Source organism: Streptomyces ficellus (assembly GCF_009739905.1).
In the GTDB taxonomy this organism is placed as follows: domain Bacteria; phylum Actinomycetota; class Actinomycetes; order Streptomycetales; family Streptomycetaceae; genus Streptomyces; species Streptomyces ficellus_A.
In genome coordinates, this window is record NZ_CP034279.1 from 1,390,590 (window position 1) to 1,407,363 (window position 16,774).

The 16,774-nt window shown below is 73.2% G+C and carries 13 protein-coding genes; 9 read left to right on the plus strand and 4 right to left on the minus strand.

Features of this window, described 5'->3' with window-relative positions; translation table 11 throughout:
• Positions 1-162: 162 nt before the first annotated feature.
• Together EIZ62_RS06120 and EIZ62_RS06125 are read right to left on the minus strand one after the other, a co-directional pair.
• Positions 163-1,458, minus strand: coding sequence for a hypothetical protein (locus EIZ62_RS06120; RefSeq protein ID WP_156691697.1), 1,296 nt, complete (start codon positions 1,456-1,458; stop codon positions 163-165).
• Positions 1,459-1,666: 208 nt separating this feature from the next.
• Positions 1,667-2,071 carry a DUF6336 family protein gene (locus tag EIZ62_RS06125; RefSeq protein ID WP_156691698.1) on the minus strand — a complete coding sequence of 135 codons (405 nt, stop codon included), beginning with the start codon at positions 2,069-2,071 and terminating at the stop codon, positions 1,667-1,669.
• A 67-nt stretch (positions 2,072-2,138) separates the two neighbouring features.
• Here EIZ62_RS06125 and EIZ62_RS06130 point away from each other — a divergent pair, with 67 nt between their 5' ends.
• Complete coding sequence (locus EIZ62_RS06130) at positions 2,139-2,795, plus strand: maleylpyruvate isomerase N-terminal domain-containing protein (protein ID WP_156691699.1); 657 nt, start codon at positions 2,139-2,141, stop codon at positions 2,793-2,795.
• A 33-nt stretch (positions 2,796-2,828) separates the two neighbouring features.
• On the opposite strand, the gene EIZ62_RS06135 is transcribed toward EIZ62_RS06130, so the two are convergent.
• The gene (locus EIZ62_RS06135; RefSeq protein WP_156691700.1) at positions 2,829-3,776 is read right to left on the minus strand and encodes an NAD-dependent epimerase/dehydratase family protein; all 948 of its coding nucleotides are present in this window, start codon (positions 3,774-3,776) and stop codon (positions 2,829-2,831) included.
• A 245-nt stretch (positions 3,777-4,021) separates the two neighbouring features.
• Between EIZ62_RS06135 and EIZ62_RS06140 the strand changes: the two genes are divergently transcribed.
• The 3 genes from EIZ62_RS06140 to EIZ62_RS06150 all read left to right on the plus strand — a co-directional run bounded on the left by EIZ62_RS06140 (position 4,022) and on the right by EIZ62_RS06150 (position 7,984).
• Positions 4,022-4,825: an ABC transporter ATP-binding protein gene (locus EIZ62_RS06140; protein ID WP_156691701.1), complete on the plus strand. Its 804-nt coding sequence runs from the start codon at positions 4,022-4,024 to the stop codon at positions 4,823-4,825.
• 91 nt (positions 4,826-4,916) lie between these two features.
• A complete protein-coding gene (locus tag EIZ62_RS06145; RefSeq protein ID WP_156691702.1) occupies positions 4,917-5,909 on the plus strand; it encodes an ABC transporter substrate-binding protein in 993 nt (330 codons plus the stop codon).
• Complete coding sequence (locus EIZ62_RS06150; protein ID WP_156691703.1) at positions 5,909-7,984, plus strand: iron ABC transporter permease; 2,076 nt, start codon at positions 5,909-5,911, stop codon at positions 7,982-7,984. The genes EIZ62_RS06145 and EIZ62_RS06150 overlap by 1 nt, the downstream gene beginning before the upstream one ends.
• Positions 7,985-8,002: 18 nt before the next feature.
• Here the strand turns inward: EIZ62_RS06150 and EIZ62_RS06155 are convergent, their stop codons facing one another.
• The gene (locus EIZ62_RS06155; protein ID WP_156691704.1) at positions 8,003-9,517 is read right to left on the minus strand and encodes an MFS transporter; all 1,515 of its coding nucleotides are present in this window, start codon (positions 9,515-9,517) and stop codon (positions 8,003-8,005) included.
• Between the two features lie 190 nt (positions 9,518-9,707).
• Here EIZ62_RS06155 and EIZ62_RS06160 point away from each other — a divergent pair, with 190 nt between their 5' ends.
• Genes EIZ62_RS06160 through EIZ62_RS06180 form a run of 5 tightly spaced genes read left to right on the plus strand, consistent with a single transcriptional unit; the run spans position 9,708 to position 16,759 of the window.
• A complete protein-coding gene (locus EIZ62_RS06160; RefSeq protein ID WP_156691705.1) occupies positions 9,708-11,519 on the plus strand; it encodes an IucA/IucC family protein in 1,812 nt (603 codons plus the stop codon).
• A gap of 11 nt (positions 11,520-11,530) precedes the next feature.
• On the plus strand, positions 11,531-13,069 hold the full coding sequence (locus tag EIZ62_RS06165; protein WP_244375501.1) for a pyridoxal phosphate-dependent decarboxylase family protein: 1,539 nt from the start codon (positions 11,531-11,533) through the stop codon (positions 13,067-13,069).
• The gene (locus EIZ62_RS06170; RefSeq protein ID WP_156691706.1) at positions 13,066-14,850 is read left to right on the plus strand and encodes an IucA/IucC family protein; all 1,785 of its coding nucleotides are present in this window, start codon (positions 13,066-13,068) and stop codon (positions 14,848-14,850) included. The genes EIZ62_RS06165 and EIZ62_RS06170 overlap by 4 nt, the downstream gene beginning before the upstream one ends.
• On the plus strand, positions 14,847-15,440 hold the full coding sequence (locus EIZ62_RS06175) for a GNAT family N-acetyltransferase (RefSeq protein ID WP_156691707.1): 594 nt from the start codon (positions 14,847-14,849) through the stop codon (positions 15,438-15,440). Before EIZ62_RS06170 ends, EIZ62_RS06175 begins: the two co-directional genes overlap by 4 nt.
• On the plus strand, positions 15,437-16,759 hold the full coding sequence (locus EIZ62_RS06180; RefSeq protein WP_156691708.1) for a lysine N(6)-hydroxylase/L-ornithine N(5)-oxygenase family protein: 1,323 nt from the start codon (positions 15,437-15,439) through the stop codon (positions 16,757-16,759). The genes EIZ62_RS06175 and EIZ62_RS06180 overlap by 4 nt, the downstream gene beginning before the upstream one ends.
• The last annotated feature ends 15 nt before the right edge of the window (positions 16,760-16,774 follow it).

Sequence of the window (16,774 nt, forward strand, 5' to 3'; positions counted from 1 at the left end):
TCGACCCTCGACACGCACCTGCCGTGGGGGAAGCGCCGAGCTACATACGGACGGCGCGCGTGATCCGTTCAACCGGTTCGGAAATTCTTCGCGACAGCGTCCACGGCGGCGGAGGCCGCCCCGGGCCGGGGCCGTCAGGGCACGTCCGGCGGTGCACTCGAATCAACGACTGTCCGACTCCGGCTTCAGCAGGGCCGCCACGGTCTTCTGCACGGTTCCGCTGGGAGCGTGGGCCAGCCCGTACCGCTCCTTCATCTGCCGCACTTCGGTAGGGGTCGGCTCGTGCTCATGGGCGTCTTCCGGCCCGATGAGGGCCCTGAGTTCCGGCCCATAGGCGGATTCGAGCGCAGGCTCGGTCAGGACCCACCAGAGCGTGACGTCGTGCGGAGCCCTGGTGTTCTCCAGGAGGGCGTTGCTGTGCGTGATGCGGGACCGGAAGCGAATGGTGTGGACGCCATGGGCGACCCACGGCGGTGCCACGTCCTCGGAGCAGCACTTGTACCCCTTGGTCCAGGAAGTGCGACCAGATGTGTCGTAGTTGTCAATGATCTTCACCCGGTCCCTTCGCACGTAGGCGATGTTCGCCGTGACGCCCAGCAGCTCGAAGTCCGCTCCCGCCGGGAACTGGACGATCTTCTCGGTCAACACCTCCGCGCCGGGCTCCAGCACGTGCACCGGCCCCGACCTGCTGATGAACTGGCCTTGTGCAAAGAGTTCGTACTTCTTCTCCCTGACGTCGCTGTACCGCATGAAGTCCCTCTGCCGACTGCCGAAGTCGTGGAACCAGTCCGACGACTTCCTCGGAGTCGGGACGAACGATTGCCTTCGCCCGCTCACCTGGTACAAGGAGCCAAGGACGTATACGCCCACCTCTCCCGTGTTCCGGGTCCGCATGCGCACCGGCACACTGACACCCCCGTCGACCACGGTCGCCTTCCCGAACTCCACCGAATTCGTGAGCATGGCCTTCGAGGTATAGGGCTGGTAGATCTGCGTGTACGCGAAGTTGGCGACGGCGAGGACGCCGGTAATGATCACACCCACCGCGATGCCCTTGGCGTGGGGGACGTGGCTCCACACCTTCAGGAGGTGCAGCTCCCACAGAGCCCACAGCGACCACGGCAGAAGCAGCGCCCAGACCCACAGGTAGCGCGTGTAGCTCCAGCCGTCCAGCTGAAGGATGAGCAGAACCACGTTCGCCAGCAGGGATACCAGAACACCCACGAGGACGACCACGGCGGAGATGCTCGCCGTGTCCGCCTTCCTGAGGATGTTCAGGGCGACGAGGGCCGCGACTTCCAGAAGCGCTGCCGCGAGGAAGGCGACACCGTTGAGCCTTCCCGCATACGTCAGCGCGTTCGAGACGTCCGCGAGCCCAAACGCACCCAGCTCGATGGCGGTCGCGCAGAGCCCCCCGGCCAGTAGAGACCACCGCACCGTGTGTACCCACGTTCTCATGCACACAGAGTGACGGACGCGCCGTGGAGGCTCCGCCTGTCGCCTCGTGCTGTTCGGGTGATTCGCGGAGCGGGTCGCTGATCGGGTCGTGCGGCTCCACGAGGTTCTTCGCCGGCCCGCGCCAGTGCCCGGGGCCATGCACGCCGACCCCGTGACCAGCGACCGACCTCACGGCGTACCGACACAACGAGCGCCCTCGCCCGTGCCGTCAGCCGCCGTGGAGCCAGCTGTCGTACGCGGCGGCGTCCACGAGGTGGTACAGCCCGAAGGCGCCGGGGAACAGGACGAGGGCCAGGACCCCGATCCGCACCATGACCGGGGCGGCGACGGTGAGGTGCTCGGTCTGGCCCTTGATGGTGCGCCAGTCGCGGCAGCGCCGGATGTCTCCCCCGCAGGTCCACCAGAAGAAGAGCCCGAACAGGAGGCAGACCGCCGCCATGGAGGCGGCGAACCCGCCGGCCACGGCGAGAAAGGTGGTCCGGTCGTGGTGGTCGGTGACGAACAACGAGCCGATGCCGAGTACGGGTACGGAGACGAGCCCGTACAGCGCCCCGCGTCCCACCACGTCACGGAGCCGGAGCGGGGGTGTGGTGATGCGACGCTCGCTGTTCATGCCCCGCACGGTAACCCGGCCCCCAAGCCGGTCGCCAAGGCGGCCCGGCGCGCACTACGGTGCCGGGGTGGACCTCTTCTCACACACGTGGTCGGCGTTGCGCACCGCGGTCGCCGGGCTGGCGGAGGCGGACTTCGCACGGCCCTCCGGCTGTACGGGCTGGCTCGTGCGGGACCTGGTGTGCCACCTGGTGATCGACGCCCAGGACGTCCTGATCACCCTGGCGACGCCCGAGCGGACGGCGCCGACCCGGGACGCGGTGACCTACTGGGAGGTCATGGGGACGCCGCCGACCGGCGACGATCCGCTGGACGCGCTGGTCGTCCGGCTGGCCGCCGCCTACCAGGAGCCGTCGCTGCTCACGTTCCACCTCGACGACGTCGGTTCCGCCGCCGGCCGCGCGGCGCGGCTCGCCGACCCGGAGTCCCGCGTCGGCACCCGTGACCAGGTCCTCACCGCGGGCGACTTCCTCTCGGCGTACGTGCTGGAGTGGACGCTCCACCACCTGGACCTGGTCGCGCACCTGCCGCACGTGGCGGGGCCGCCCCCTCAGGGGCTTGCGCGGTCACGGGAGATGCTGGAGGCGATCGCCGGAGCCGCGTTCCCGGCGTCGTTCTCCGACGAGGACGCGTTGCTGGTCGGAACGGGCCGGCGTGCGCCGACCGACGCGGAGCGGACCGCGCTGGGCGCGATGGCCGGGAGGCTCCCGCTCGTCCTCGGGTGAGCGGCGGCCGACCCCCGCCCCGGCCGTCACCCGTCACCCGGCGGCCGGGCGCTCCGGGCGTTCGCGCCACCAGTCGACCGTCGCCTCGATCTGCTTGTCGAGAGGGGTGGCCCCCAGCGCGAGCGCGGCCTCACCGGCCTGTGAGTCGACGACGAAGGGGCGGTCGAACTGGTAGCGGATCTCCTTGAGTTCACGCAGCAGCGGTGAGAAGAGCGACCCGACGCCCAGGACGGCCGGCGGCAGCCGGCGCACCGGGACCGGTCCGGTGCCCGCCCGGGCGGCGAGGCGGTCGATCATCTCGCGGCCGGACCGGGCGGGCCCGGTCGGGACGTGCCAGGCCCTCCCCCAGGCCCGTTCGTTCCGGGCGGCCTCGGCGAGGGCCCGCGCCACGTCGGGGACGTAGGTCCAGCTGTGCGGGGCGTCCGGGTCGCCGAGCAGGGTGACCGGTTTTCCCGCCAGCACGCGGGGCACGACCCGCTCGGCCAGGTGCCCGCCGCCGGTCACGCCCGGCCCGAAGAAGTCCGAGGCCCGCACCTCCACCGCCTTGATGCGGCCCTGCTCGTGCAGGCTGCGCGCCCGCTCCCACACGGCGGCGCGCACGCGGCCCTTGGGGCCGGTCGCCGCGAGGGGCAGGTCCTCCGTCATGGGGCGGTCGACGGGGCCGTAGCCGTAGAGGTTGCCCAGGAGGACCAGTACGGCGCCCGTGGACTCGGCGGCGGCGCAGACCGACGCGGCCAGCGGCGGCAGTTCGCCGGCCCAGCGGTGGTAGGGCGGCGCGGCGCAGTGGTGGATCGCGTCGGCGCCCCGGACGGTCTCGGTGAGCCGCGTGGTGTCCGTCGCGTCCAGCGCGACGTGCTCGATGCCCGGCTCGGGGCGGCGGCCCGAAGCGGTGATGACGCGCACCGTGTGACCCTGACCGGCCAGCAGGCGGGCGGTGGCGGCCCCGGCGGGCCCGAAACCGATGACCACATGAAGATTCACGTACGCACACTAACGCGACACGGGCACTGATTTTCTGTCAGAAGCCTGTGGAGAATGGTTCTCCCTATACCTCAAGTGGTAGTCCGTGACAGTGGCTTGAATGTGCGTCAGGGGGCGCATGGGGGTGCGGAAGATCTCGACATGGTCACAAGCTGAACCATTGAGGTCAGACCTCTAAGGTGTGCCTTACCTAAGTTGTATGGTGGCGCCGTCGGACCGGCGGTGGGGGAAGGAAAGTGGTGTCGATGGGTGACGTCCGCCTGGTGGCGAAGGACCTGGAGGTCGGGCACGGCGGTCGCCCGGTGCTCAAACAGGTGGACCTCTCGCTCCGGGCCGGGTCGATCACCGTGCTCGTCGGCCCCAACGGCTGCGGGAAGTCCACCCTGCTGCGCACGGTGGCGGGCCTGCTCCCGGCGCTCGGCGGGGAGGTGCGCGTCGACGACGCGCCGCTCGGCTCGTTCGCCCGCCGCACCCTGTCCCAGCGGCTGGCGTTCCTGCCCCAGACCTCCCAGGCACCCGCGGGCGTGACCGTCCGCGAGCTGGTGCGGCACGGCCGGTACGCCCACCGCGGCGCCCTCGCCCGCCACACGGCGGACGACACGGAGGCGATCGACTGGGCGCTGGACGTCACGGACGCGGCGCCGCTCGCCGAACGCCGCCTCGACGAGCTGTCGGGCGGCGAGCGACAACGCGCCTGGCTGGCCATGGTGCTGGCCCAGCGCGCCGGGGTGCTGCTGCTGGACGAGCCGACCACGTACCTCGACATGCGCCACCAGTTCGAGGTGCTGGATGTCGTACGACGCCTCGCGCGGGAGCACGGCATCGCCGTGGGGGTGGTGCTGCACGACCTGATGCAGGCCGCGGCCTACGCCGACGACGTGGTGGTCGTCGCCGACGGCGGGGTCGCCGCCGCGGGGCCGGCCGGGGACGTCCTCACGCCCGAGGTCATCGAGCGGGCCTTCGGGCTGCGCGTCAGCGTCGTCCGCGATCCGGCCACCGGCTACCTCGCCTGCTTCCCCCAGAGGTCCCAGGCTCCCGCCGCCTCCTGAACCCGTCACCCGTACGGCACCCGCGGCCCGCCCCGCCCGTACGCACCGACCCACCGTACGACCCGCACCACCGCACCCAAGGAGAGACACCATGCAGAAGATGCTGCGCGCCCTCGCGACCGGCGGAACCGTCGCGGCCCTGTTACTGACCGCGGTGGGATGCGGGTCCGGCACGGTCGGCGACACCACGGACGGCGAGACCGGCGGGGGCAAGGCCGGCGGCAGGATCACCGTCCAGACGGCCCAGGGCAGCGTGAGCCTGGACAAGCCCGCCACCAAGGTCGTGGCGCTGGAGTGGACGTACACCGAGGAGCTGGTCGCGCTCGGGGTCACGCCCGCGGGCAACGCCGACAACAAGGGGTACGGCACCTGGATCACCGCCAAGGGCGCCGCCCTGCCCGGCGGCGTCACCGACGTGGGCGACCGCAACGAGCCGAGCCTGGAGAAGATCAGGGCGCTCCAGCCGGACCTCATCGTGATCGACAACGACCGGTCGAAGGCCAACCTCAAGCAGCTCCGGGCGATCGCACCCGTGCTGTCGTTCACGTACACCACCAAGCCGCAGCTCGAGACGATGAAGAGGAACTTCGGCGAGCTGGCGAAGGCGGTCGGCAAGGAGGAGAAGGCCGCCGAGGTCAGCGGGCGGATCGACACGAAGGCCGCCGACCTCAAGGGGCGGCTCGACAAGGCGGGCAAGGGCGGTCTGAAGTACGCGCTCGCGCAGGGCTTCACCGCCAACGGCACCGCCTCGATCCGCATGCTCACCGACGACGCCATCGCTCCGCAGGTGCTCAACCTGGCCGGGCTGAAGAACGGCTGGAAGGGCCAGTCGGACACGTGGGGCATGACCACCGTCGGCGTCGAGGGTCTGACGAAGGTCGAGAAGGACGCCACGTTCCTGTACGTGGCGGCGGACAACGACAACCCGTTCACCGGTGCCTTCGCCGGCAACGCGGTGTGGAAGGGCCTGGACTTCGTCAAGAACGACAAGGCCCTGCCGCTCGACCCGGGCACCTGGCTCTTCGGCGGTCCGCTGTCGGCGCTGCACATCCTCGACGAGACCGGCAAGGCTCTGAAGGTCTGATGGCCCCGGACGGACTGACGACGGCCGCACCCGCCGCCCGTCTGCTCGGCCGCCGCCCACGAGCTGTGCTCGTGGGCGGCGCCCTGTCACTCGCTCTGTGCCTGGTCGGCACGGTCCACCTGGGGCTCGGCGCCTCGGGCGTGGGCATCGGCGACATCGCCCGCCTGCTCCTCGGGAACGGCGATCCGCGCACCGCGGACGTCCTGCTCGGCAGCCGCCTGCCGCGTACCCTCACCGGGCTGGTCGTCGGCGTGGCCCTCGGCGTCTCCGGTGTGCTCGTCCAGGGCGCGACGCGCAATCCGCTGGCGGCCCCCGACACCCTGGGCGTGAACGCGGGGGCGTACTTCGCCGTGGTGCTGGTGGCGTTCACCGGGGTGAGCCTCGGGCCGGTCCCGGCGGGCGGCGCGGCGTTCCTCGGCGGCCTCGTCGCCGTCGCCGTGGTGTACGTGCTCAGCGGCAGCGGGGTGATGACGCCCGGGCGGGTGCTGCTCGCCGGTGCGACCGTGGCCCTGGCGGGCACCGCGGGAGCCGAGTTCCTCCAGATGCTGGACGTGCAGGCGACCCGGGGGCTGTTCTTCTGGGGCAACGGCACGCTGATGCAGTCCGGTCTGGAACGGCCGCTGACGCTCGGCGCGGTCGTCGTCGCCGGTGCGCTGGTCGCACCGCTGCTGGCCCGTCCGCTGGACCTGCTGTCGCTCGGCGACGAGACGGCCGAGGCCATGGGCGTACGGGTGGAGCGGGTCCGGCCGGCCGCGTTCCTGGTCGCCGTCCTGCTGTCCGCGGCGGCGGTGTCGCTCGCCGGGCCGATCGGCTTCGTCGGGCTGATCGCGCCGGTGATCGTACGGCAGTTGGGCATCCGCACCCATGCGGCGATGATCCCGATGGCGGCGCTGCTGGCGTCGGCGCTCGTGCTGGGCGCCGACGCGGCGGCGCAAGCGATCGTGTCGCCGTCCGCGACGCAGCCGGCCGAGATCCCGGTCGGTGTGGTGACCGCGCTGATCGGCGGGCCGGTGTTCATGGCGCTGGCCCGGCGGGTGAGCACCGGCGACGCCGACACGGGCGCCGCGGTCGTGGTGTCCGACCGGCGGCGGGCCCCCGCCTACACGGTGGCCCTCGGCGCCGGACTGGTGGCGCTGGCGGCGGCGATCGCCGTGTCGCTGCGCGTCGGTGACGTGGAGATCAGCTGGAGTCAGCTGGGGGCCGCCCTGTTCGGGTCGGCGGAGCAGATCACCGAGGCCGTGGTGGACTACCGGCTGCCGCGCGTCCTGGTGGCGGCGCTGGCCGGGGCGTGCCTCGCGGTCGCCGGGGCGGCCGTGCAGGCGGTGGTGCGCAACCCGCTGGCCGAGCCGGGGCTCGTGGGGGTGACCGGCGGGGCGTCGCTCGGCGCGGTCGCGGTGATCCTCGTGGTCCCGTCGGCGCCGCTGGTGGCGCTGCCGGCCGCCGCGGGCATCGGCGGCGTGCTGATGCTCGCGCTGGTGGTCCTGGTGGCGCGGGGAAGCCGCAAGGACGGGCGCGCCGGTCTGGACCCGACCCGGGTGGTGCTGGTGGGGCTGGGCGCGGCCGCCACGTCGATGGCGCTGGTCAACATCATGGTGGTCGGGGCGCAGATGAACATCTCGTCCGCGCTGGGCTGGCTCGCGGGCAGCACGTACGCCCGTGACTACTCCGCCCTGGTGTGGCTGGCGCTGCCCGCGCTGGTCGCGGTGGTGCTGGTGGTCGCCGCGCGGCCGGTGAACCTGCTGTCGCTCGGTGACGAACTGCCGCGCGCCCTGGGGCTGGAGCTGGGCCGCGCCCGGCTGCTGGTCCTCGGCGCGGGCGCGGTGCTGGCGGCTGGTACGGCGGCGGCGGTGGGCGCGGTGGGCTTCGTCGGGCTGGTCGCCCCGCACCTGGCCCGGCGGCTCGTCGGCAACAACACGGCCCGGATGGTGCCGATGGCGGCCGTGCTGGGCGCGGTGCTGGTGGTGTCGTCGGACGCCCTGGGGCGGTGGCTGCTGGCCCCGACCGAGATCCCGGTCGGCATCGTCACGGCTCTGGTCGGGGCTCCGTACCTGGTGTGGTTGCTGCGTCGGCTGTGACCTTCCGGCGGCGGCCGTTCAGGACGCCCGCGCCATCCGGGACCGGGGCCGCTTCGCGGTCCCGCCGGCGCTCTCCGCGCCGGGCCTGAGGGTGCGGGCGGCCAGTACACCCAGCAGGCAGACCAGCGCGGACGCCAGGCACACGGCGGTGAACGCGCCGGAGAAGGCCGTGCGGGCGAGCGGCTGGAGCGCGGGGTCCAGTACGTCGAACCGGCCGGTCTCGACGGCCTCGCGCACGGCTCCCGTGACGTCGGGTCCGGTGCCGAGCCCGTCGCTCAGCCGGGCGGAGAACACGGCGCCGAAGACGGCGACGCCGGTCGCCGTGCCGAGCGGGTAGCAGGCGTTGGTCAGGCCGGACGCCATGCCCGCCCGGTCGGCGGGCGCGGCGCCGACGGCGACGCCCATCAGGGGCGGGAAGATGACCGCCCCGCCGATGCCGAGGAGCACGAGTGCGACGGTCGTGACCGGCCGGGCGCCGCCCGCTCCGGCGGCGGCCAGCCCGGCCAGGCCCACGCCCTGTGCGGCGAACCCGGCGGCGACCAGGACGTCGGGCGAGAAGACCCGTTGCAGCCGGGCGACGAAGAGACCCACGACGAGCAGGCTGCCCGTGAGGGGCAGCAGGTGCAGGCCGACCTCCAGCGGGGTGTAGGCGTGGGTGCTCTGGAGCCACAGGGTGACGAAGGCGAGCACGCCGAGGCTGGAGAGGCGGGCGAGGAAGCCCAGGACGGCGGCGCCGGAGAAGGCCCGGACCCGCAGCAGGGTCATGTCGAGCAGTCCGTCGCCTCGGCGCTGGCTGGCCACGAGGGCTCCGGCGAGGACGACGCCGGCGGCCGCGGAGAGCAGCACCTGCGGTGCGGCCCATCCGGCTTCGGGGCCGGTGACCAGGGGGTAGTGCAGGGCGAGGAGGGCGCCGACGCCGAGGGCGGCGCCCAGCGGGTCCAGGCGGCGCCGGGCGTCGCGGGGCGCCGCCGACCGGGGCATGCGGGTGAGCGCGCCGGCGACGACGAGGACGCCGATGGGGACGTTGACCAGGAAGATCCAGCGCCATCCCAGTAACTGGACGAAGAGTCCTCCGACGATGGGGCCGAGCGCGCCGGCCGCGGAGGCGATGGCGGCGAAGGCGGCGATCGCGGCCTGGCGGCGGGCGCCCTCGTACACGGCGGCCAGCAGGGCGAGGGTCGGGGCGAACACCAGGGCGCCGCCCAGCCCCTGGGCGGCGCGTGCGGCGATGAGGGTGCCGGCGTCCGGGGCGAGGCCGCACGCGGCCGACGCGAGGGTGAACAGCGCCATGCCGGCGGTGAACACCGTGCGGCGCCCGATGCGGTCGGAGAGCGCGCCCGCGGTGAGCAGCAGGGCGCCGAACGCCAGCGAGTAGGCGGACACGGTCCACTGGACCCTGCCCAGCCCGGCGTCGACGTCCCGGGCGATGTCGGAGAGGGCGACGTTGACGACGGTCACGTCCAGGGTCATCATCACGCCGCCGGCGCTGACCAGGGCGAAGGTCCAGCGCGGGGTACGACTGCGGGAGGGCACCGCTGATCACCTCCATGGGAGCGGGAGGGCCGGTCGACCGGGCGGCGAGTTGATGGCGCGTCAGGCTGCAACTTCGGCCGCATGGCTTGAAGTTGACCTTGCCCCTTTAGGTAAGCCTAACCTAATCTAACCCCGCTCGGACGTCCAGACGTTCGAGCGCAATGATCCGGACAGACATCGGAGCTGCCTGATGCCCACCCCCGCCGACCATCCCGTGCCCGCGCTGCCCGATGTGGCTCCCGCAGCATGGCGGGAAGCCAATCGACGACTTCTCGCCAAGGCCTTGGGCGAGTGGTGTTTCGAGGACATGCTCAAGGCGGTCGAGACCGGAGACGGCACTTACCGCGTCGACCTGGACAGCGGCACGACGTACGCGTTCGGCGCCACGCCCGGCGCCTTCGGCTGGCTGCGGGTCGACCCCGCTTCGATCACCCGCACCGCCACCAGCATGCTGGGCAACTCCATCGCCCAACCCGCCTGGGACGCGCAGGAGTTCCTCATCGAGGCGGCGTCGACCATCGACAGCGACCCCTCGACCGTCGCCACCTACTTCACCGAGCTGTCCGCCACCCTGGCCGTGGACGCCGCCCGCATCACCCACGGCGGCGAGACCGTGGCCGAGATGCGCGCACTGGACCACACCGCACTCGAGTGCCGCATGACCGGGCACAACCTCCTCGTCGCCAACAAGGGCCGCATCGGCTTCTCCGCCACCGACGTCCGCGCCTACGCCCCCGAGTCCGCCCAGTCGCTGAGACTCCTCTGGGTCGCCGTCCACCGCGGCCTCGCCGAGTTCCGCGGCACCTCCGAGCTGTCCGAAAACAGCATCCTCGACGCGGAGCTGGACGAGGAGACCCGGGCCCGCTTCACCCAGGTGCTCCACGACGCGGGCGTCGACCCCGCCGCCTACGTGTGGCTGCCCGTCCACCCCTGGCAGTGGGACCACGCGGTGCAGACCCTGCACGCCGCCGACGTGGCGCAGCGCCGCATCGTCCCGCTGGGCGAGAGCCCGGACGCGTACCTGCCCGGCCAGTCCATCCGCACGATGGCCAACGTCACCACCCCCGAGCGGTACGACGTCAAACTCCCGCTGAAGATCCTCAACACCCTGGTCTGGCGCGGCATCCCGCCCCACTGCACCATGGGCGCGCCCGTCGTCACCCAGTGGCTGCGCGGACTCGTGGAGCGCGACGCGTTCCTGACCGAGGAGTGCCGCACCGTCTTCCTCGGCGAGGTCGCCTCGGTGACCGTCCGGCACCCCTACCTCACCAAGCTGGAGGACGCGCCCTACCAGCACCTGGAGACACTCGGCTGCATCTGGCGCGACTCGGTGTCCGCCGCCAAGGACCCGGACGAGCGGGTACGCACCTTCGCCTCCCTCCTCCACACCGACAACGCCGGCGACGCGTTCGTCGCCGAACTCGTCCGCGCCTCCGGCCTCGACCCCCAGGAGTGGCTGCGGCGCCTGTTCGACACCCTGCTGGTGCCGGTCATGCACGTGCTGTACCGGTACGGCGTCACCTTCAACCCGCACGGGCAGAACACCCTGATCGGGTACGACGAGAACGACGTCCCGACCCGTCTGTACCTCAAGGACTTCGTGGACGACGTGTGCGTGTCGTTCACCGACGTGCCCGAACGCGGGCCGGAGCCGGACGGCCACGACCACGTCCTGCCCCGCAAACACCCCTCCATCATCAAGCAGCACGTCGTCGACCAGGTCTTCGTCGGGCACTTCCGCTACCTGGCCCCGCTCTGCGCCGACCAGCTCGGCGTACCGGAGAAGACGTTCTGGCGGCTGGTCCGGCAGACGATCCTCGACTTCCAGCAGCGGTTCCCCGAGCTGTCCGAGCGGTTCGCCGAGTACGACCTGCTCACCCCCGAGATACCGCGCTACGGGCTGAACCGCGACCGGATCGTGGTCACCCGGTACACCGACCGCGCGCTGCGCCACGCGCTGTACCCGAACGGCACGCACCCCAACCCGCTGGCCGAGCACTGAGGAGACAGGGCGTGACACCGCTGACCGAGACACGACCCCCACTGTCCCCGTTCCCGCCCTCCGTGCTCGCCGGATCCTCCGAGGGCCTCGCCGAGGTGCTCGCCACGCTCGCCGAGGCGGTCGACACCGCGTCGACGGCCCGCCGCCCCGACGGCCCCGTCCCGCCCGGCACCCCCGCCGAGGTCCTCGCCGCCGCTTCCCGGGCGCTCGGCCCCGCCGGACTGCCCGCCGAGGGGCTCGGCACCAAGGCCGCCCTGCAACTGCTGACGACCGTGCTGACCGAGCACGGCATCGACCTGTCCCATCCCCGGGCCGCCGCCCACCTCCAGCCGCCGTCCCTGGCGGTCGCCGTCGCCGCCGACACCCTGGCGAGCGCCGGCAACGCCTCCCTGGACACCTACGACTCCGGCGCCTCGGCCCTGGCCGTCGAACGCTGGCTCATCGGCACCCTGATCGGGCTGGCCGGGCTCGGGGAGCGCGCCGACGGCGTCCTCACGCCCGGCGGGTCCCTGTCCAACCTGATGGGCCTGCTGCTCGCCCGGGACGCCACCGCGCTGCGCCGCGGCATCGACGCCCGCGAGCAGGGCGTCGGGGCGCTGCCCGGACCGGTGGTGTTCTGCTCCGAGCTCGCCCACTTCTCCACCCACCGCGCCTGCGCCGCCCTGGGCCTGGGCGAGGCCGCCGTGCACCCCGTGCCGGTCGACGAGCACCGGCGCATGCGGCCCGACGCGCTGGCCGCCGCCCTGGACTCGCTCGGCCCCGGCCGGACACCGGTCGCGGTGGTCGCCACCGCGGGGACGACGGACTTCGGCTCCGTCGACCCGCTCCCGGAGATCGCCGAGATCGCCGCCGGGCACGGCCTGTGGATGCACGTGGACGCCGCGTACGGGTTCGGCGCGCTGTTCTCGCAGCGGCTGGCCGGCCGGCTCGCGGGCCTGGACCTGGCCGACTCCGTCACGCTCGACCTGCACAAGATCGGCTGGCAGCCCGCCGCGACCGGGGTGCTGCTGGTCTCCGACACGACCGCGTTCACCTCCCTCGACCGCGAGGTCGCCTACCTCAACCCGGTCGACGACTCCGAGGCGGGCTACGACGGGCTCCTCGGCCGCAGCCTCCAGACCACCCGCCGCCCCGACGCGGTGAAGGCCGCCGCCACGCTGCTCGCGTACGGCCGCACCGGCATGGCCCGGATGGTCGACGCGTGCCACGGCCTCGCACGCCACGCCGAACGGCGCGTCCTCGCCGAGCCGCGGCTCGAACTCGTCGCCCCGGCCGAGCTGACCACGGTCGTCTTCCGCTACCGCGCCGCCGGCCCGGCCCTCTCCGACGAGCTGAACGGCGCCCTGCGCAGACGGCTGCTGGAGTCCGGCACCGCGCTGATCGGGCGCACCGAGGCCGCCACGGACGGGCCGGGCTCGCCCAGGCGCGTGTGCCTGAAGTTCACCCTGCTCAACCCCACCGCCACCACCGACGACATCGACGGTCTCGTGGACACCGTCCTCGACGCCGGCCGCACCTGTGAACGACTCTTCGAGGAGGGCGCCGCATGAGCGTCACCACCACGACGGCGACCACCCGCACCGACCCGCTGCACGACCTGGATCCGCGCGGCGCCGCCGAGCACGCGCACATCGAGGCGCTGCTGCGGTGCTGGCTGCGCGAGACCGGCACCGACGTCACGCCCGGCCCGCTCCGCGTCGAGCTGCCCACGGCGGGGCTCGCCCTGGTCACCGAGGTGACGCACCGCTCCCCCACCGGCTGGCACCGCTTCGCCCCCGCCCGCCTGGAGGGCCCCGGCGGTCCGCTCGGCCCGGTCGCCGACCCGGTGACGGCGGTCGCGCTGCTGTCCACCGAGGCGGCGGTACGCGGCGGCAGCCGCCCCGGCGGCGTACCGGCCGGTGAGGTCGCCGACCTGGTGGAGCGCACCGCCGAATCCGTGCGCCGGGTCGCCACCTTCATCGCCGACCGGCGCGCCCACCCCGAGCCGCCGCCCGGCGTGGACGGCTTCCTCGACGCCGAACAGGCGCTGCTGCTGGGCCACTTGAACCATCCGGCGCCCAAGAGCCGCGACGGCGTATCGGACCACGACGCGCGGGCCTTCTCGCCCGAGCTGCGCGGGTCGTTCCGGCTGCACTGGTTCGCCGCCGACGAGTCGGTCGTCTCCCACGACGCCGTCGAGGGCGCCCCCTCGCTGGCGGGCCGGGACACCGTCGCGCTCCTCGCCGACCTGGCCGAACGGCGCCTGGACGACGGGCGGATCCTCGTTCCGGCGCACCCGTGGCAGGCCCGCGACCTGCTGCACCGCCCGCGCGTCAGGGCGCTCGTCGCCTCCGGCGCCCTGAAGCCGCTCGGCGAGCTGGGCCCCGAGTGGTGGCCCACCTCCAGTGTGCGGACGGTGTACCGGCCGGACGCCGACGTGATGCTGAAACTGTCGCTGGGCCTGCGGCTGACCAACTCCCGGCGGGAGTCGACGCGTACGGAGCTGCGCCGCGGGCTGGAGATCAACCGGCTCCTGGACGCGGGGTACGCGGACGACACGTTCCTGGCGCACCCCGGTTTCGCCATCACCCGCGACCCGGCCTGGATCGCGGTCGACGAACCGGGCCGCCCGGAGGGCCCGGACGTGACCGGGCTCGACGTCGCCGTGCGGGAGGTCCCCGACGGCATCGCCGACCTGCGCTGCCTGGTGGGCCTGGTCGCCCCCCGCCCCGGCCTCGGCCGCAGCGCGCTGGGCGACCTGGTGGCGGCGCTCGGCCCGGGCGCCGCCGAGCGGTGGACGGCCGACTACACGGACCGGGTGCTGGTGCCGATGCTGCACCTGTACGCCGCGACCGGCATCGGGCTGGAGGCGCACCAGCAGAACACGCTGGTCCGGCTGGACGCGGCGGGCCGGGTCACCGGCTCCACGTTCCGCGACAACCAGGGCTACTACCTGGCCACGTCCCACCTGCCCGGCCTGCTGAAGCGACTGGGCGCCGACTCCTCCACGCTCGCCGTGGTCGACGACGCCCTCGTCGACGACCGGCTGTCGTACTACCTCCTGCGCAACCAGGCCCTGTCGGTGGTCGGCGCCCTCGCCGTCGACGGCCTGGCGGACGAGCGGGACCTGCTCGCCGTCCTCGCCGGGCGGCTGCGGGCCGCGCTGCCCGCGCTCGCCGCCGCCGGGCCGGACGGCGACCGGCTGGCGCGCCGCTGGCTGGAGGCCGACTCCCTGCCGTGCAAGGGCAACCTGCTGACCCGGCTGCACGGCATCGACGAGGTCCTCGCCCCGCTCGACGCCCAGTCCGTGTACCTCGACGCACCCAACCCCCTCCAGGAGGCCTCCGTATGACCTCGGCACACCCGGCACACCCGGACGCGGCGACCGTCCCCGGCCCGCCGCTGCCCTTACTGCCCGCCCCCTGGTCGGCCCGGGTCGCGCGCGCCGAGGGCGCCGACCTGGACCTGGTGCACGGCTGGATGCAGTCCCCGCACATCGACGCCTTCTGGCACCAGGCGTGGCCGCGGACACGCTGGTACGAGGAGATCGCCGGCCACCTGGCGGGCGACGCGATCCTGCCGGTGCTGATCGACCGGGACGGGGCGCCGTTCGCGTACATCGAGGTGTACCGGGTGGTCCGTGACCGGCTCGCCGGGCACTATCCGGAGCTGCCGCACGACCTGGGCGTGCACATCGCGATCGGCGAGGAGGCCCGCACCGGGCAGGGCCTGGGCCGGGCGCTGCTGCGGGCCCTCGCCGAGGGGCTGCTGGCCGCCGACCCTCGTTGCGTCCGGGTGGTCGCCGAGCCGGACGTCACCAACGCGCCGTCGCTGCGGGCGTTCGAGGCGGCGGGCTTCCGGCCCGCGGGGACGGTGACCTTCCCCGACAAGACGGCCGCCCTGCTCGTCCACCCGCGCTCGGAGGAGGACATGCCCCGATGACCGAGACCGTCCCCACCACGGAACACGACGTGGTGGCCATCGGCTGCGGCCCGTTCAACCTGGGGCTGGCCGCGCTGGCCTCCACCGTCGACGACGTGGACCTGGTCGTCCTGGAGGAGGAGCCGGAGCTGACCTGGCACCGGGGCATGATGCTGCGCGACGCGTCGATGCAGGTGAACTTCCTCGCCGACCTCGTCACCCTCGTCGCCCCCAGCCACCCGCTGTCGTTCCTGGCGTACCTGCACGACATGGACCGGCTCTACACGTTCACCGTGCGGGAGAACTTCTTCCCCTCGCGCCGCGAGTACGAGGACTACCTGCGCTGGGCGGCGGCGAAGCTGCCCTCGGTCCGCTTCTCGCACCGGGCGGAGGAGGTCCGGTGGGACGCGGCGGACGGACGCTTCACCGTGGACGTCGTACGCGGTGACGGCACGCGGCTGCGGGTGCGCGCCCGCGACCTGGTCGTCGGCATCGGCACCGCCCCGTACGTACCGGACGCCCTGGCGGCCCTGCCGGAGGCGCGGCTGCTGCACACCTCCGCGTACCTGTACCGGACGTCCGACGTGGCGGCCGCGGACAAGGTCACCGTGGTCGGCTCCGGCCAGTCGGGCGCCGAGGTCGTGGTGGACCTGCTCGGGCGGAACACCGACGGCGGGCCCGCGGTGAGCTGGCTGACCCGCACCCCGTCGTTCGCCCCGCTCGACTACACCAAGATGAACCTGGAGCTGACGACCCCGGCGTACATGCGGTACTTCCACTCGCTGCCGCAGGACGTGCGCGACCGGCTGGTCAAGGAGCAGTGGCAGTTCTACAAGGGCATCTCCACCGACACCCTGGAGGAGATCCACGAGCTGCTCTACCAGCGCCAGCTGGAGCACGGCCCGGCGGAGGTGGAGCTGCGGTTCGGGATCACGGTGGAGTCCTCGGCCGTCGACCCGGCGACCGGCCGGGTGGTGCTGACCTGCCGGCACCGGGACACGGGTGAGGCCTTCGAGCACACCACGGACCTGGTGGTGGCGGCCACCGGCTACCGCAACCGGACACCCGCCTTCCTGGAGCCGGTCGACGGGCTGCTGGCACGGGACGCCCGGGGCCGCCCCCGGGTGCGCGCGGACCACTCCGTGGAGCTCGCCGACGGCGTCACGGGCCGTGTCTTCGTGGCGAACGCCGAGATCCACAGCCACGGCGTCTCGGCGCCGAACCTGGACATCGGCGCCGTGCGCAACGCCACGATCCTCAACGCCGTCACCGGACGGGAGGCCTACCGGCTGCCGAAGCGCTCCGCGTTCACCAGCTTCGACGTACCCGGACGCCTCTGAGGGACCGGCGGCGTC

What these genes read in the sequence shown, in the direction of transcription:
- EIZ62_RS06180 (WP_156691708.1), top strand. Translation starts at nt 15,437, where the DNA reads ATGACCGAGACCGTCCCCACCACGGAACACGACGTGGTGGCCATCGGC.
- EIZ62_RS06125 (WP_156691698.1), bottom strand. Translation starts at nt 2,071, where the DNA reads ATGAACAGCGAGCGTCGCATCACCACACCCCCGCTCCGGCTCCGTGAC.
- EIZ62_RS06170 (WP_156691706.1), top strand. Translation starts at nt 13,066, where the DNA reads ATGAGCGTCACCACCACGACGGCGACCACCCGCACCGACCCGCTGCAC.
- EIZ62_RS06160 (WP_156691705.1), top strand. Translation starts at nt 9,708, where the DNA reads ATGCCCACCCCCGCCGACCATCCCGTGCCCGCGCTGCCCGATGTGGCT.
- EIZ62_RS06120 (WP_156691697.1), bottom strand. Translation starts at nt 1,458, where the DNA reads ATGAGAACGTGGGTACACACGGTGCGGTGGTCTCTACTGGCCGGGGGG.
- EIZ62_RS06150 (WP_156691703.1), top strand. Translation starts at nt 5,909, where the DNA reads ATGGCCCCGGACGGACTGACGACGGCCGCACCCGCCGCCCGTCTGCTC.
- EIZ62_RS06175 (WP_156691707.1), top strand. Translation starts at nt 14,847, where the DNA reads ATGACCTCGGCACACCCGGCACACCCGGACGCGGCGACCGTCCCCGGC.
- EIZ62_RS06140 (WP_156691701.1), top strand. Translation starts at nt 4,022, where the DNA reads ATGGGTGACGTCCGCCTGGTGGCGAAGGACCTGGAGGTCGGGCACGGC.
- EIZ62_RS06145 (WP_156691702.1), top strand. Translation starts at nt 4,917, where the DNA reads ATGCAGAAGATGCTGCGCGCCCTCGCGACCGGCGGAACCGTCGCGGCC.